Annotated in this window: 12 protein-coding genes; 8 read left to right on the forward strand and 4 right to left on the reverse strand. The window is 66.4% G+C overall.

Annotation, left to right across the window (positions count from 1 at the left end):
* The first annotated feature begins 5 nt into the window (after positions 1-5).
* The 4 genes from G3545_RS13205 (at position 6) to G3545_RS13220 (ending at position 2,922) form a co-directional block, all read left to right on the forward strand.
* Positions 6-797: a transporter substrate-binding domain-containing protein gene (locus G3545_RS13205; RefSeq protein WP_170013280.1), complete on the forward strand. Its 792-nt coding sequence runs from the start codon at positions 6-8 to the stop codon at positions 795-797.
* Positions 798-888: 91 nt separating this feature from the next.
* On the forward strand, positions 889-1,563 hold the full coding sequence (locus G3545_RS13210) for an amino acid ABC transporter permease (protein WP_170013282.1): 675 nt from the start codon (positions 889-891) through the stop codon (positions 1,561-1,563).
* On the forward strand, positions 1,560-2,219 hold the full coding sequence (locus G3545_RS13215; RefSeq protein WP_170013284.1) for an amino acid ABC transporter permease: 660 nt from the start codon (positions 1,560-1,562) through the stop codon (positions 2,217-2,219). Before G3545_RS13210 ends, G3545_RS13215 begins: the two co-directional genes overlap by 4 nt.
* Entirely contained in the window at positions 2,197-2,922 is a 726-nt protein-coding gene (locus G3545_RS13220) for an amino acid ABC transporter ATP-binding protein (protein ID WP_170013286.1), read from the forward strand. The genes G3545_RS13215 and G3545_RS13220 overlap by 23 nt, the downstream gene beginning before the upstream one ends.
* 143 nt (positions 2,923-3,065) lie before the next feature.
* Here G3545_RS13220 and G3545_RS13225 read toward each other — a convergent pair whose 3' ends face one another.
* A complete protein-coding gene (locus tag G3545_RS13225) occupies positions 3,066-3,980 on the reverse strand; it encodes a LysR family transcriptional regulator (protein WP_170013288.1) in 915 nt (304 codons plus the stop codon).
* A 164-nt stretch (positions 3,981-4,144) separates the two neighbouring features.
* Between G3545_RS13225 and G3545_RS13230 the strand changes: the two genes are divergently transcribed.
* The 4 genes from G3545_RS13230 to G3545_RS13245 all read left to right on the forward strand — a co-directional run bounded on the left by G3545_RS13230 (position 4,145) and on the right by G3545_RS13245 (position 10,807).
* Positions 4,145-4,999: an alpha/beta hydrolase fold domain-containing protein gene (locus G3545_RS13230; RefSeq protein ID WP_170013290.1), complete on the forward strand. Its 855-nt coding sequence runs from the start codon at positions 4,145-4,147 to the stop codon at positions 4,997-4,999.
* Positions 5,000-5,016: 17 nt separating this feature from the next.
* Positions 5,017-6,243: an efflux RND transporter periplasmic adaptor subunit gene (locus tag G3545_RS13235; protein WP_170013292.1), complete on the forward strand. Its 1,227-nt coding sequence runs from the start codon at positions 5,017-5,019 to the stop codon at positions 6,241-6,243.
* 185 nt (positions 6,244-6,428) lie between these two features.
* Complete coding sequence (locus G3545_RS13240; protein WP_170013294.1) at positions 6,429-9,632, forward strand: efflux RND transporter permease subunit; 3,204 nt, start codon at positions 6,429-6,431, stop codon at positions 9,630-9,632.
* 344 nt (positions 9,633-9,976) lie between these two features.
* The gene (locus tag G3545_RS13245; RefSeq protein ID WP_348644647.1) at positions 9,977-10,807 is read left to right on the forward strand and encodes a glycine betaine ABC transporter substrate-binding protein; all 831 of its coding nucleotides are present in this window, start codon (positions 9,977-9,979) and stop codon (positions 10,805-10,807) included.
* Between the two features lies 1 nt (position 10,808).
* Here G3545_RS13245 and G3545_RS13250 read toward each other — a convergent pair whose 3' ends face one another.
* The 3 genes from G3545_RS13250 to G3545_RS13260 form a co-directional block, all read right to left on the reverse strand.
* A complete protein-coding gene (locus tag G3545_RS13250; RefSeq protein WP_170013297.1) occupies positions 10,809-11,810 on the reverse strand; it encodes an FUSC family protein in 1,002 nt (333 codons plus the stop codon).
* 24 nt (positions 11,811-11,834) lie between these two features.
* A complete protein-coding gene (locus G3545_RS13255) occupies positions 11,835-12,815 on the reverse strand; it encodes an HlyD family secretion protein (protein WP_170013299.1) in 981 nt (326 codons plus the stop codon).
* Positions 12,816-12,898: 83 nt separating this feature from the next.
* Positions 12,899-13,462, reverse strand: coding sequence for a cytochrome b (locus tag G3545_RS13260; protein WP_170013301.1), 564 nt, complete (start codon positions 13,460-13,462; stop codon positions 12,899-12,901).
* Positions 13,463-13,507: the final 45 nt, after the last annotated feature.

The raw sequence follows: 13,507 nt of genomic DNA on the forward strand, positions 1-13,507 counted from the left end.
AGCACATGAACCGCCGCGCCCTCCTCGCACTCGTCACGGGCGGCGTCCTCGCCGCCGGCCTCGTTCTGCCGCACGCCGCGAAAGCCGACGCGCTCGCCGACATCACGACACGCAAGACCATCCGCATCGCCGTGCCGCAGGACTTCCCGCCATTCGGCAGCGTCGGCGCCGACATGGAGCCGAAGGGCTATGACGTCGACGTCGCCAAGCTGATCGCCGCCAAGCTCGGCGCCAAGCTGGAGCTGGTGCCGGTCACCAGCGCCAACCGCATCCCGTATCTGCAGACCAACAAGGTCGACCTCGTCATCTCCAGCCTCGGCAAGAATCCGGACCGCGAGAAGGTGATCGACTTCACCAGCGCCTATGCGCCGTTCTTCAACGGCGTGTTCGGCCCGGCCGAGGTCAAGGTGACCAAGGTGGAAGAGCTTTCCGGCAAGACCGTCGGCGTCACCCGCGGCGCGGTGGAAGATCTCGAGCTGACCAAGATCGCGCCCACTGACGCCACCATCAAGCGCTACGAGGACAATAACGGCACCATCTCCTCCTTCCTCTCCGGCCAGGTCGATGTGATCGCCACCGGCAATGTGGTGGCGGCTGCGATCCTCGCCCGCAACCCGCCGAAGAAGCCGGAGATCAAGTTCCTCATCAAGAATTCGCCCTGCTTCATCGGCCTCAACAAGAACGAGCCGGCGCTGCTTGCCAAGGTGAACGAGATCATAGCCGGGGCGAAGGGCGACGGCGCGCTTGCCGCCATCTCGCAGAAGTGGCTCGGCAGCGGCCTGCCCGCCGATCTCTGAGTCTTCCAGACACATGAGCCGGGGCGGACAGGTTCCGTCCGCCCCACCGTCCACGAGGAGTTCCTGACATCAGAAGGGGCTGGGGCAGGCTATGGCCTATGAATTCGATTTCGGCTGGCTGGTCGAATACTGGCCGGTGCTGCTCAAGGGCATCGGCATCACGCTTGAACTCACGCTGATCGGCGGCGTGCTCGGCGTCTCGCTCGGCATTGCCTGCGCCTGGACGCGGGCCCTGGGGCCGAAATGGCTGCGCCCGGTGGTGGGCGCCTATGTGGAGATGATCCGCAACACGCCGTTCCTGATCCAGCTGTTCTTCATCTTCTTCGGCCTGCCCTCGCTCGGCCTGCGCCTCAGCGAATTGCAGGCGGCGAACCTCGCCATGGTGATCAATCTCGGCGCCTATGGCTGCGAGATCATCCGGGCCGGCATCCAGGCGACGCCGCGCGGCCAGTTCGAAGCCGGCGCCAGCCTCGGCATGGGCCGCATCCAGACCTTCTGGTACGTGGTGCTCGTCCCGGCCCTGCAACGCATCTGGCCGGCGCTGTCCTCGCAGATCGTCATCGTGATGCTGGGCTCGTCCGTGGTCTCGCAGATCGCGGCGGAGGACCTTACCTTCGCGGCGAACTTCATCCAGTCGCGCACCTTCCGCGCCTTCGAGACCTATTTCGTCTCGACGCTGATCTATCTCGCCCTCGCCATCGCGCTCCGCCAGGTGCTGCGCGGCCTTGGCTGGACCATCTTCCCCCGGCGAGGAGCGGCGCGATGAACGAGTTCACTACCTGGGACATACTGCGCAATCTCCTGCTGGCGGCACGCTGGACCGTGCTGCTCTCGCTCGTCTCCTTCATCGGCGGCGGCATGGTCGGCGCGCTGCTGCTCCTCTTGCGCATCGGCCACAACAAGTTCGGCCAGGGCTTCGCCAAGGCCTATGTCGAGCTGTTCCAGGGCACGCCGCTGCTGATGCAGCTGTTCCTCGCCTTCTTCGGGCTCGGCCTGTTCGGCATCGATGTGCCGGCCTGGCTGGCGGCCGGCGTCGCCCTGATCCTGTGGACGGCGGCCTTCCTGGTCGAGATCTGGCGCGGCTGCGTCGAGGCCATTGCCAAGGGGCAGTGGGAAGCCTCATCCAGCCTTGGCATGGGCTACATCCAGCAGATGCGCTGGGTGATCCTGCCGCAGGCATTGCGGATCGCCGTACCGCCCACCGTCGGCTTCTCGGTGCAGGTGGTGAAAGGCACCGCGCTCACCTCGATCATCGGCTTCGTCGAACTGTCCAAGGCCGGCACGGTGGTGACCAACGCCACCTTCGAGCCCTTCACCGTCTATGGCCTCGTCGCCCTCATCTATTTCTGCCTGTGCTGGCCGCTCTCCCGGTCGAGCCAGATGCTGGAGAGGAAGCTCAATGTCGCTCATCGAAATCACTGAAGTGAAGAAGCGCTTCGGCGACAACGAAGTGCTGAAGGGCATCAATATCGACGTCGAGCCCGGCGAGGTGATCGCCATCATCGGCAAGTCCGGCTCCGGCAAGTCGACCCTGCTGCGCTGCATCAACGGGCTGGAGACCATCGACGAGGGCTCGATCTCGGTGGCCGGCGCGCAATTGCTGCCCGACGATCTGCATCTGAAGGCGCTGCGGCTGAAGGTCGGCATGATCTTCCAGAGCTTCAACCTGTTCCCGCACCTCAGCGCCGGGCGCAACGTGATGCTTTCGCAGATGGTGGTGAAGAAGACGCCGAAGGCGGACGCCGAGGCGATGGCGAAGAAGATGCTGGAGCGCGTCGGCCTCGGGCACAAGTTCGATGCCTATCCCGACCAGCTCTCCGGCGGCCAGCAGCAGCGCGTCGCCATCGCCCGCGCGCTCGCCATGCAGCCCATTGCCCTCTTGTGCGACGAGATCACCTCGGCGCTCGACCCGGAACTGGTGAACGAGGTGCTCGCCGTGGTGAAGGAGCTCGCCGGCGAGGGCATGACACTGATGATGGTGACGCACGAGATGCGTTTCGCCCGCGAAGTCTGCTCGCGCGTCGTCTTCATGCACCAGGGCCGCGTGCATGAGATCGGCCCGCCGGAGGAGGTGTTCGCCAGCCCGCGCACGCCGGAGCTGAAGCAGTTCCTTGGGATGCAGTGATTCCCCGTTCGCTTTCCGTCGGTACGTCATCCTGAGGTGCCGGCCGTGAGGCCGGCCTCGAAGGATGCCCGCCCCCGTGAGCCGCCTTCTGCTTCACCATCCTTCGAGGCTCGCTACGCTCGCACCTCAGGATGACGTCGATCTCACCTCCGCCGCAGCACCGCGGAGGTCGAGAAGATCTCCGCGATCCAGTCGACGAAGACGCGCAGCCGGCTGCTCAAGTGCCGGTTGGGCGAATAGACCACATAGATCACGACGCTCTCGGCCTTCCAGTCCGGCAAGATGTGCGTGAGCGTGCCGGCGGCAATCTGGTCCTGCACCATGAACACCGGCATCTGCGCCACGCCGAGACCGGCGAGCCCGGAAGTGACATAGGCGACGGAATCGTTCACCGAGAGCGCGTGCGGCGGGGTGAACTCGTAATACTCATTGCCCCGCGCGAAGCTGAACGGGAAGTTCCGCCCGGTGCGCGGGCTGAAGAAATTCACCGAGCGGTGGCCGTTCTCCAGGTCGTGCGGATGCTTCGGCTCGCCATGGCGGGCGAGATAGGCCGGCGTCGCGCAGGTGATCAGCTCGATTTCGGCGATGCGCCGCGCGATCAGTGTCGGATCCAACAGTTCCCCACCACGGATTGCGACATCGACATTCTCGCCGATCAGGTCGACCGGCCGGTCGGAAACGCCGAGGTCGATCTGGATATCGGGATAGCGTTCGTGGAAATCCGCCAGCGCCGGAATGATGATGTGCAGCGCCAGGGCGGTGCCGACATCGACCCTGAGCCGGCCCTGCGGGCTCGCCTGCGAGCGCGCCATGCTGCCGTCGAGCTCGTCGAGATCGTTCAGCAAAGCGACAGCTCGCTCGTAATAGGCAGCTCCGTCCGGCGTCACCCCGACCCGGCGCGTGGTGCGGTTCAGGAGCTGCGTACGCAAATGCGATTCGAGCTGTTGTACCAGTTTGGTGAGCGTCGGCTTCGGCATGTCGAGCAGGTCGGCGGCGCGCGTGAAGGTGCCGGCCTCGACCACCCGCACGAACGCCCGCATTGCAGCAATCTGGTCCATGGCACCTCCGTGCCGCTTCGGAAAGCACCGGGTTATGGCGCTATTATTTCCATATGTGAATAATGTTATCACTCCTTTTGTATTTATTCGCGCCGCCGTTGCGCCTAGTTTCCGCCGCATCGCAACATGAGGGGCCAGACTGTCTGGCTCGCGGGGCGGGTATCATGTCGTTGAGCGTGCCTGGGAACTGGACCGAGGACAGCCTGCGCATCGGCGAGAACGCCGAGCTGCGCGTGCGCGTCTATCGTGCCGCCGGCACGCCGCGCTCGGCGCCACTGGTGTTCCATCTGCACAGCGGCGCCTTTGTTGCCGGTTGCCTCGCCTGTGGCGAGCCGGTGGCATCGCTGATCGCCAGCGCCGGCGCTACCGTGGTGTCCGCCGACTATCCGCTGGCGCCCGAGCATCGCTTCCCCGAGGCGCTGAACCTCACCTTCGCCGGGCTGCGCGCACTCTATAAGGAGCGGGCGAAATGGGCGGGCCGCGGCTCGCCGCTGTTCGTCGCCGGCGAAGAGGCCGGCGCCAACATCGCTGCCGCGCTCGCCTTGATGGCGCGCGACCAGGGTGCGCCGCCGCTCGCCGGGCAGATCCTGCTCTCGCCGATGCTCGACCCCTGCCTCTCCACGCGCTCGATCCGTGATGCGCAGGCCGGCTCGGTCGGCTGCAAATGGGCGGATGGCTGGCACCGCTATCTCGGCACTGCCGACAAGGGCGCGCACCCTTACGCCGCGCCGCTCGGCTCGCGCCGCCTGCAGAATCTGGCGCCGGCGCTGGTCGTCACCGCCGACGACGATCCGCTGCGTGACGAGAGCGTCGCCTACGCCAAGCGGCTTGTCGCCTGCGAGGTCGATGTCCGCGAAATCGTGTTGCCGGGGCCGACCAATTGGCCGGACGCTCTCGGCCTTCGACCCAATGTCGAGCCTGACTGGATGGGTCCGGTCGGCCGGCTGATCACCGAATTCCTGGCGGATCCGCTCGGGTCCGCCGCATCCGTACATACCGAACACAGCATTCGGGCCTGAGGGCCGGGAGAATCCTGATGAGCACCAAGTCACTTCGCAGTCGCCTGCTCGGCACCGGCCTTGCCCTCAGCCTCACCGTCGGCATGGGCGGCGCGTTCCTCGTCAGCTGGCCGAGCCAGGTGGCGCAGGCGACCGACCCCGCCCCCGCCGCCGCCCCGCAAGGCACCCCGGTCTCGGTCTCGGTGGTGCAACCGCGCGACGCCATGTCCTGGGATGAGTTCTCCGGTCGCCTCGAGGCGGTGGAGCGCGTCGATGTTCGCTCGCGCGTCGCCGGTGCGGTCGAGATCGTGCATTTCCGCGAGGGCGCGCTGGTCAAGGCGGGCGACCTGCTCGTCACCATCGACCAGGAACCCTTCAAGGCCGAGCTCGACGGCGCCGAGGCCCAGGCCGCCGCCGCCGAGGCGCGGGTGTCGCTGACCAAGAACGAACTCGAGCGCGGCCAGCGCCTGGTCGACGCCAGGGTGGTGTCGGTGCAGGATCTCGATAACCGCACCAACAACTACAAGGAGGCGCAGGCCAATCTGCGCGCCGCCCAGGCTGCGGTGCAGACCGCCAAGCTGAATCTCGGCTATACCGAGGTCCGCGCCCCGGTCGCCGGTCGCGTCGGCCGGCTGGAGATCACCGTCGGCAATCTCGTCGCCGCCGGCCCTGGCGCGCCGGTACTGACCAATCTGGTCTCGGTCGATCCGATCTATGTCAGCTTCAATGCGGATGAAGAGGCGGTCAATCGGGCGATGACCTCGCTCGGCGAGGCAGCCGGCTCGACCGACGCCTTCGCCCGCATCCCTGTGGAGATCACCACCGCGACCAGCGGCAAGTCGGTGCGCGGCCATCTCCAGCTGGTCGACAATCAGGTCGATGCCTCGACCGGCACCTTCCGCATGCGCGCGGTATTCGACAATCCCGACGGGCGACTGATCCCGGGGCAGTTCGCCCGGGTGAAGATGGGTCGCGCCAAGACCGAGCCGGCGCTGGTCATCAATGAGCGTGCGGTCGGCACCGACCAGGACAAGAAGTTCGTCTTCGTGGTCGATGGCGACAGCAAGGCAGCCTATCGCGAGGTCAAGCTCGGCCCGCCCGCCGACAATCTCCGCGTGGTCGCCAGCGGCCTGAAGGCCGGCGAGCGCATCGTCGTGAACGGGTTGCAGCGCGTACGCCCGGGTGCCCTGCTCGCGCCCCAGGAAGTGCCGATGGACGCCGCCAGCGCCGCCACGCAGGACAAGACCAAGGTGGCGGGGGGCTGATCGCCCCTCGCCTTCCACTTTCAACACGCTGAACTCGCCCCCTTCCGGGGGCTGCTCCCTAGAGCCCCTTCCGGTCGGATGGAACATCCGAGCGATAAGAAAGGGCTCTAGATTCAATAGACTGGAGCATTTCCCCTTCGATCGGATCAGTCCATCCGATCGGGAAATGCTCGGGGGAGACGGTTATGAACTTGTCCAAATTCTTCATCGACCGACCGATTTTCGCGGGCGTGCTGTCGATCCTGATCTTCGTCGCCGGCCTGCTGGCGCTGCGCGTCATGCCGATCTCCGAATATCCGGAGGTGGTGCCGCCGCAGGTGATCGTGCGCGCCACCTATCCGGGCGCCAATCCGAAGGTCATCGCCGCCACGGTCGCCACCCCGATCGAGGAGCAGATCAACGGCGTCGAGGACATGCTCTACATGTCCAGCCAGGCGACGACCGACGGCGTGATGACGCTGACCGTCACCTTCAAGCTCGGCACCGACCCGGACAAGGCGACGCAGCTGGTGCAGAACCGCGTCGCGCAGGCCGAGCCGCGCCTGCCCGAGGAAGTCCGCAGCCTCGGCATCACCACGGCGAAAAGCTCGCCGAACTTCATCATGGTGGTGCATCTGATCTCGCCGAACGACCGGTACGACATCACCTATCTGCGCAATTACGGCGTGCTGAACGTCAAGGACCGGCTGGCGCGCATCCCCGGCGTCGGCCAGATCGACATCTTCGGCGCCGGCGACTACTCGATGCGGGTCTGGCTCGACCCGCAGAAGATCGCCGAGCACGGCCTCTCGGCCGGTGACGTGGTCAACGAGATCCGGGCGCAGAACATCCAGGCCGCGGCCGGGATCATCGGCGCCTCGCCCTCCGTTCCCGGCGTCGATCTCCAGCTCTCCGTCAATGCCCAGGGGCGCCTCGAGACCGAGGACGAGTTCGGCGACATCGTGGTGAAGACCGGCTCCGATGGCCAGGTGGTGCGGCTGCGCGACGTCGCCCGCATCGAGCTCGGCGCCGCCGACTACGCCCTGCGCTCGCTGCTCGACAACAAGCAGGCGGTCGGCGTCGGCGTGTTCCAGGCGCCCGGCTCCAACGCGCTCGAGATCGCCGACAATGTCCGCGCGACGATGGAAGAGATCAAGAAGACGATGCCGGAAGGCGTCGACTACGCCATCGTCTATGACACCACCCAGTTCGTGCGCGCCTCGATCGAGGCGGTGATCCACACGCTGCTCGAAGCCGTGCTGCTGGTCGTGATCGTGGTCGTGGTGTTCCTGCAGACCTGGCGGGCCTCGATCATCCCGCTGCTGGCGGTGCCGGTGTCGATCGTCGGCACCTTCGCGGTCATGCATCTGTTCGGCTTCTCGATCAACGCGCTGACGCTGTTCGGCCTGGTGCTGGCGATCGGCATCGTGGTCGACGACGCCATCGTCGTGGTCGAGAATGTGGAGCGCAACATCGAGGCCGGGCTGACGCCGCGCGAGGCGTCCTACCGGGCAATGACGGAGGTGTCGGGGCCGATCATCGCCATCGCCCTCGTGCTGGTCGCGGTGTTCGTGCCGCTCGCCTTCATCTCAGGCCTTACCGGCCAGTTCTACCGTCAGTTCGCCTTGACCATCGCCATTTCCACGGTGATCTCGGCGATCAATTCGCTCACCCTGTCGCCCGCGCTCTCGGCCTTGCTGCTGAGGGGCCACCATGCGCCACCGGATCGCCTGCAGCGGGTCATCAACTTCCTGTTCGGCTGGTTCTTTCGCGGCTTCAACTGGGTGTTCGCGCGCGGCTCCAACGGCTATTCCCGCGGCGTGCGTGGCGTGCTCACCCAGAAGACCCTGGTGATGCTGGTCTATGGCGTCATGCTCGGCGCCACCTACTGGCTGTTCCAGGCAGTGCCGGGCGGCTTCGTGCCGGCGCAGGACAAGCAGTACCTCGTCGGCTTCGCCCAACTGCCGGACGGCGCCACGCTGGACCGCACCGAAGAGGTGATCCGCCGCATGAGCGAGATCGCCATGCAGGAGCCCGGCGTCGAGAGCGCGGTGGCCTTCCCCGGCCTGTCGATCGCCGGCTTCTCCAATTCCTCGAACTCCGGCATCGTCTTCTCGACGCTGAAGCCGTTCGAGGAACGCCGCGATCCGCATCTCAGCGCCGGCGCCATCGCCATGTCGCTGAACCAGAAGTATGCGGGCATCAAGGACGCCTTCATCGCCATGTTCCCGCCGCCGCCGGTACAGGGCCTCGGCGTGGTCGGCGGCTTCAAGCTGCAGATCGAGGACCGTGCCGGTCGCGGCTACGAGGCATTGAGCGACGTCACCAACGCCTTCATGGCCAAGGCCATGGCGACGCCGGAGCTGATAGGCCAGTTCACCACCTATCAGATCAATGTCCCCCAGCTCTTCACCAATATCGACCGCGTCAAGGCGCGCCAGCTCGGTGTGCCGATCCAGTCGGTGTTCGAGACGCTGCAGATCTATCTCGGCTCGCTCTACGCGAACGACTTCAACAAGTTCGGCCGCACCTACTCGGTGCGGGTGCAGGCGGACGCCGCCTATCGCGCCCGTCCCGAGGACATCGGCAAGCTGAAGGTGCGCTCGACCTCGGGCGAGATGATCCCGTTGTCGGCGCTGCTCAGGGTCGAAACCACCGCCGGGCCCGAGCGCGCGCAGCGGTACAACGGCTTCCTGACCGCCGACATCAACGCCTCGCCGGCTCCGGGCTATTCCTCGGGCCAGGCGCAGGATGCGGCCAAGCGCATTGCCGCCGAGGTGCTGCCGCCGGGCTTCGCCTATGAATGGACCGACCTGACCTATCAGGAGATCCTCGCCGGCAATTCGGCGCTCCTGGTGTTCCCGCTCGCGCTGCTGCTCGTCTTCCTGGTGCTCGCCGCCCAGTATGAGAGCCTGACGCTGCCGATCGCGATCATCCTGATCGTGCCGATGGGCCTGCTCGCGGCCATGACCGGGGTGTGGCTGTCCGGCGGCGACAACAACATCTTCACCCAGATCGGCCTGGTGGTGCTGGTGGGATTGTCGGCCAAGAACGCCATCCTGATCGTGGAGTTCGCCCGAGAACTGGAGTTCGCCGGGCGGACCCCGGTCCAGGCGGCGATCGAGGCGAGCCGGCTGCGGCTGCGGCCGATCCTGATGACCTCGTTCGCCTTCATCATGGGCGTGGTGCCGCTGGTCTATTCGATCGGCGCCGGCGCCGAGATGCGCAAGGCGATGGGCATCGCGGTGTTCGCCGGCATGATCGGCGTGACGCTGTTCGGCCTGTTCCTCACCCCGGTGTTCTACGTGCTGCTGCGCCGCCTCACCGGCAACCGGAAGCTGATCCAGCACGGCGAGGCGCTGCCGATACCTGGGCCGGCCGCCGGCCATAGCGCCAGCCCGGCCGAATAGGCCGAGCGACATGACGACGCATGAGTGCGGGGCCGCAAGGCTCCGCGCTTTGCGTTCCGGTGCCCTGCAACCATTCGCGGGCCTGTCCCGACCATTCGCGCAAAGGTGATCGGACGATCACCGATAGCAAGAATTTCGTGCTACCGTGCATCCCATAAAACTCGGGGTAAGCCGGACAAAAAACGCCGGCGACGAATGCGATGCGTGCGGGGTGTGGGTCCATGACAGGAGGTCATGGCCGCCGGACGGTTGTCTTTGGCGGTATGACAGTGCTTTTGGCTGCGTTATTGTTCGCGGCCCTGCCTTCGGCTGCGCGTGCGGCGGATTCCCGGCGCCCCATCATTTTGGCCTCGAAGAGCGATACCGAAGGCGCCGTGCTCGGCAACATGATCGGCCTGCTGATGGAGCGCGCCGGCATTGCGGTCGAGTACAAGCTGTCCTTCGGCCCGACCAAGGCGGTGCGCTCGGCGCTGATGAACGGCGGCATCGACCTCTATCCCGAATATACCGGCAATGCCGGCTACTTCTTCGACATGGCCATGGATCCGGCCTGGAAGAAGGCCGACACCGCCTACGCCAAGGCCAAGGAACTCGACGCCCGCAACAAGCTGGTCTGGCTCACCCCCGCGCCGGCCGACAATACCTGGGCGATCGCGGTGCGGCGCGAGGTGGCCGGCTCCAACAAGGCGCCGACGCTTGAGGAGTTCGCACGCTGGGTATCGGGCGGCGGCAAGGTGAAGCTCGCTGCCTCCGCCGAGTTCGTGGCGAGCCCGGCGGCATTGCAGGCCTTCCAGAAGGCCTATGGCTTCACCCTTGCGCCGGCGCAGATCATGATCGTCGGAAGCGGCGATACCGCAATGACCATCCGCGCCGCGGCCGAGGGCAAATACGGTGTCAACGCCGCCATGGTCTATGGCACCGATGGCGGCATCGCCGCCGCCGGGCTGAAGGTGCTGCGCGACACCAAGGGGGTGCAGCCGGTCTACCAGCCGGCACCGGTGGTGCGCGCCGAGGTGCTTGAACTCTATCCCGAGCTGCCCCGCCTGCTCACCGCCGCCTTCGAGGGGCTGACGCAGGAAACGCTGCAGGAGCTGAACGCGCGGGTCCAGATCAATGGCGAGGACGCCCGCGCCGTCGCCACCGACTACCTGCGCGCCCGGCGGCTGTTGCGTTAATTCAGCCGGCCTCGGCGTCCACCGGTTTCGCCTCCGGCGGCTTCAGATTCATCAGCCACACCACCGCGGTCATCATCGCGACGCCCAGCATGATGCCGACCAGGCGGTCGAGGGGGGCGGTGACGCTGGAGGGCGGGCCGGAATCGACCATGGTGACCAGCAGCGCTACCGCCGACTGGGTGCCGACATAGGTGTTCGCGGTCTTGCCGAGATGCACGCGCGCGAACAGGAAGACCAACAGGAACAGGCTCGCCGTCCACCACACGATGTTGGTGGCGTTGATGCCGATGACCAGCAGGCCGGTGGCGCCGCCGATCACGCAGCCGAGAATGCGCTGGAAGCCGCGGTGACGGGTGGCGGCAGGGTCGGCATCGACCACGACGAGGCTGGAGATCAGCACCTGCGTCAGTTGCGGCAGGTCGAACGCCACCCAGGCGAACACGATGGCCAGCGCGCCGATCGCCGCGGCGAGGCCCTGCCAGGCGGCGTTCTCGGCGCTGATCCCCGTGGGGGTAGCGGTGAGTCCTCTCGGCAGTTCCCCGGCGCGCGGGCCCAGCGCCCAATTGGCGAGCGTCGAGACCGCGACGCCGATGATGATCTCGTAGCAGCGGAAATGCGCGAAGCCATAGAGCTGCGCCGGCGTCGTCATGCTGCACAGCAGAACCAGCAGCGCGCTCAGCGACCCGTAGAACCAGGCATAGCCGTAGTCGCTGCGCTGGCGGCCATAGGTGCCGAGCCCGGCCAGCAGCATCAGCAGCAGTGCCTGCGCGATCGGCTGCCCCTCCAGCCACAGCGACACGACATAGCCGCCGGTGACACCGACTATGGTGCCGGCGATGCGCAGCACGCCCTTGGTGAACATCGCGCCGCGGTCGACATTGGAGATGATCACCGCACTGAGCGCCGCCCAGTAAGGCTGCTCGAGCCCCGCAGCGATGGCGATATAGACCGCGACCACGACCGCGACCGCGGTGGCGAGGGCCTGGCGGCTGATATCGTCCATGGCGCGACACCCCTCCAACACGCCCTAGAACCAGATCAGCACGCGGGCGTCGGAACCGACGAAATGCGGCGTGCCCTGCGGCCAGGCATCGAGCGTGATCTCGACGGGGAAGCGCCGCGGCAGGCGCACCCAGTCGGTGGTCGGCTCGACATAGGGCACGATGCCCGGGCTCTCCGGCGAGCGCGCGACGCCGGCGGCGATGCCGCTCACCTGCCCTTCATGGATCACCCAGGGCTGCGCGCCGAGCGTCACCAACACCTTCTGCCCAAGCTTGATATGCGATAGATGGCGCTCGGCGACATTGGCAACGACGCGGCGGCGGGCATCGGTGACGATGGCCATCACCTGCGTGCCGGCGCGCAGATAATCCCCCTGTCTCGTGGTGAAGGGGGCGACACGCCCGGCCTCCGGCGCGGTCACCGTGGTCTTGGAAAGCTCGTACTTCGCCTTGGCGAGCATAGCGGTCGCCGCTGCGACATTGGCACTGCCCACGGCGACACGCCGGCTTGCCACCTGCAACCCGGATTGCGCCACCAGCACATTGGCAGAGGCCGTGGCGAGGTCGCGGGTGGCAAGGTCGAGATTGGCGTCCGAGGAGAAGCCTTCCTTCGACAGCGAGCGGACACGGCCCATCGTGGTGTTCGCATTGGTCTCGACCGCTTGCGCGGATTGCAAGGTGGCGTTGGCCGAGGCCACCTCGTCCGTGGCAAGCTCGACATTGGCCTTGGCCTGGGCGAGCGAGGCATCGGCGTTGTCGACAGCGAGTTGGTAGGGTGTCGGCTCGATCGCGAACAGCAGGTCGCCGGCTTTCACCACCGCATTGTCCTGCACCGCCAGCTTGGAGACCGGCCCTTCGATCTCCGAGGAGATGATGACGATGTCGCTCATGACATAGGCGTCGCCGGTATAGGCGAAGAAGCCGACGCTGATCTCATAGAGCACGAACAGCAGCACGGCAGCGCCGAGGATCAGCCGGACGGGATGGCGCAGCAGCAGGGCAAGCATGAGGTCGGGTTCCGGACGCGGACGAGTGCGCGCCCATCATGCGCGGCAAAGGCCGGTGGTACGCAAGCCCTGTTTACCGGGAACTATGGCGGCCACATGCGCTGCAGCACGCCGTCCTTCTGAAAGAGCCCGTGCATCAGCGCCGCGCCGATATGGATCGCCAGCAGGCCGGCAATGGTGAAGCCGACATAGTCGTGGATGGTGAAGATGGCGTCGGAGAGCGGTTCGTTCTTGGCGACCAACGCGGGCAGGGTGAACAGGCCGAAGATGCTGACCGGCGCGCCATAGGCGCTGGCGCCGAACCAGCCGATGAAGGGCTGGGCGAGCAGCAGCACATAGAGCGCGCTGTGCACCGCCTCGGAGGCGATCCGCTGCCAGCGCGGCACGCTCAAAGGCAAAGGCGGTGGCTTGTGTGTCACCCGATAGGCGAGCCGTATCAGCACCAGCACGAAAACCGTGAAGCCGAACGCCTCATGCAGGTAGAACAGCCAGTCCTGCAACGGTCCGCTGTTGATCCGGCCCATGGCGATGCCGACCGGGATCATGCACAGCACGATGAGCGCCACCAGCCAGTGCATCAGCCGCGCCGGCCCGCGATAGCGACCCGCGGCATGGCGCTCGGATACGGCGATGGTTCCGTCCTGCATCGCGCACTCCCCGATGAGGCGGCCTTACGGCCGCGTGCGGCGCAG

This window comes from Starkeya sp. ORNL1 (genome assembly GCF_012971745.1).
Taxonomy (GTDB): Bacteria; Pseudomonadota; Alphaproteobacteria; order Rhizobiales; family Xanthobacteraceae; genus Ancylobacter.

Excerpts from the sequence above, each read along its gene's own strand:
- G3545_RS13205 (WP_170013280.1), top strand. The coding sequence starts at position 6 with ATGAACCGCCGCGCCCTCCTCGCACTCGTCACGGGCGGCGTCCTCGCC.
- G3545_RS13210 (WP_170013282.1), top strand. The coding sequence starts at position 889 with ATGGCCTATGAATTCGATTTCGGCTGGCTGGTCGAATACTGGCCGGTG.
- G3545_RS13215 (WP_170013284.1), top strand. The coding sequence starts at position 1,560 with ATGAACGAGTTCACTACCTGGGACATACTGCGCAATCTCCTGCTGGCG.
- G3545_RS13220 (WP_170013286.1), top strand. The coding sequence starts at position 2,197 with ATGTCGCTCATCGAAATCACTGAAGTGAAGAAGCGCTTCGGCGACAAC.
- G3545_RS13225 (WP_170013288.1), bottom strand. The coding sequence starts at position 3,980 with ATGGACCAGATTGCTGCAATGCGGGCGTTCGTGCGGGTGGTCGAGGCC.
- G3545_RS13230 (WP_170013290.1), top strand. The coding sequence starts at position 4,145 with ATGTCGTTGAGCGTGCCTGGGAACTGGACCGAGGACAGCCTGCGCATC.
- G3545_RS13235 (WP_170013292.1), top strand. The coding sequence starts at position 5,017 with ATGAGCACCAAGTCACTTCGCAGTCGCCTGCTCGGCACCGGCCTTGCC.
- G3545_RS13240 (WP_170013294.1), top strand. The coding sequence starts at position 6,429 with ATGAACTTGTCCAAATTCTTCATCGACCGACCGATTTTCGCGGGCGTG.
- G3545_RS13250 (WP_170013297.1), bottom strand. The coding sequence starts at position 11,810 with ATGGACGATATCAGCCGCCAGGCCCTCGCCACCGCGGTCGCGGTCGTG.
- G3545_RS13255 (WP_170013299.1), bottom strand. The coding sequence starts at position 12,815 with ATGCTTGCCCTGCTGCTGCGCCATCCCGTCCGGCTGATCCTCGGCGCT.
- G3545_RS13260 (WP_170013301.1), bottom strand. The coding sequence starts at position 13,462 with ATGCAGGACGGAACCATCGCCGTATCCGAGCGCCATGCCGCGGGTCGC.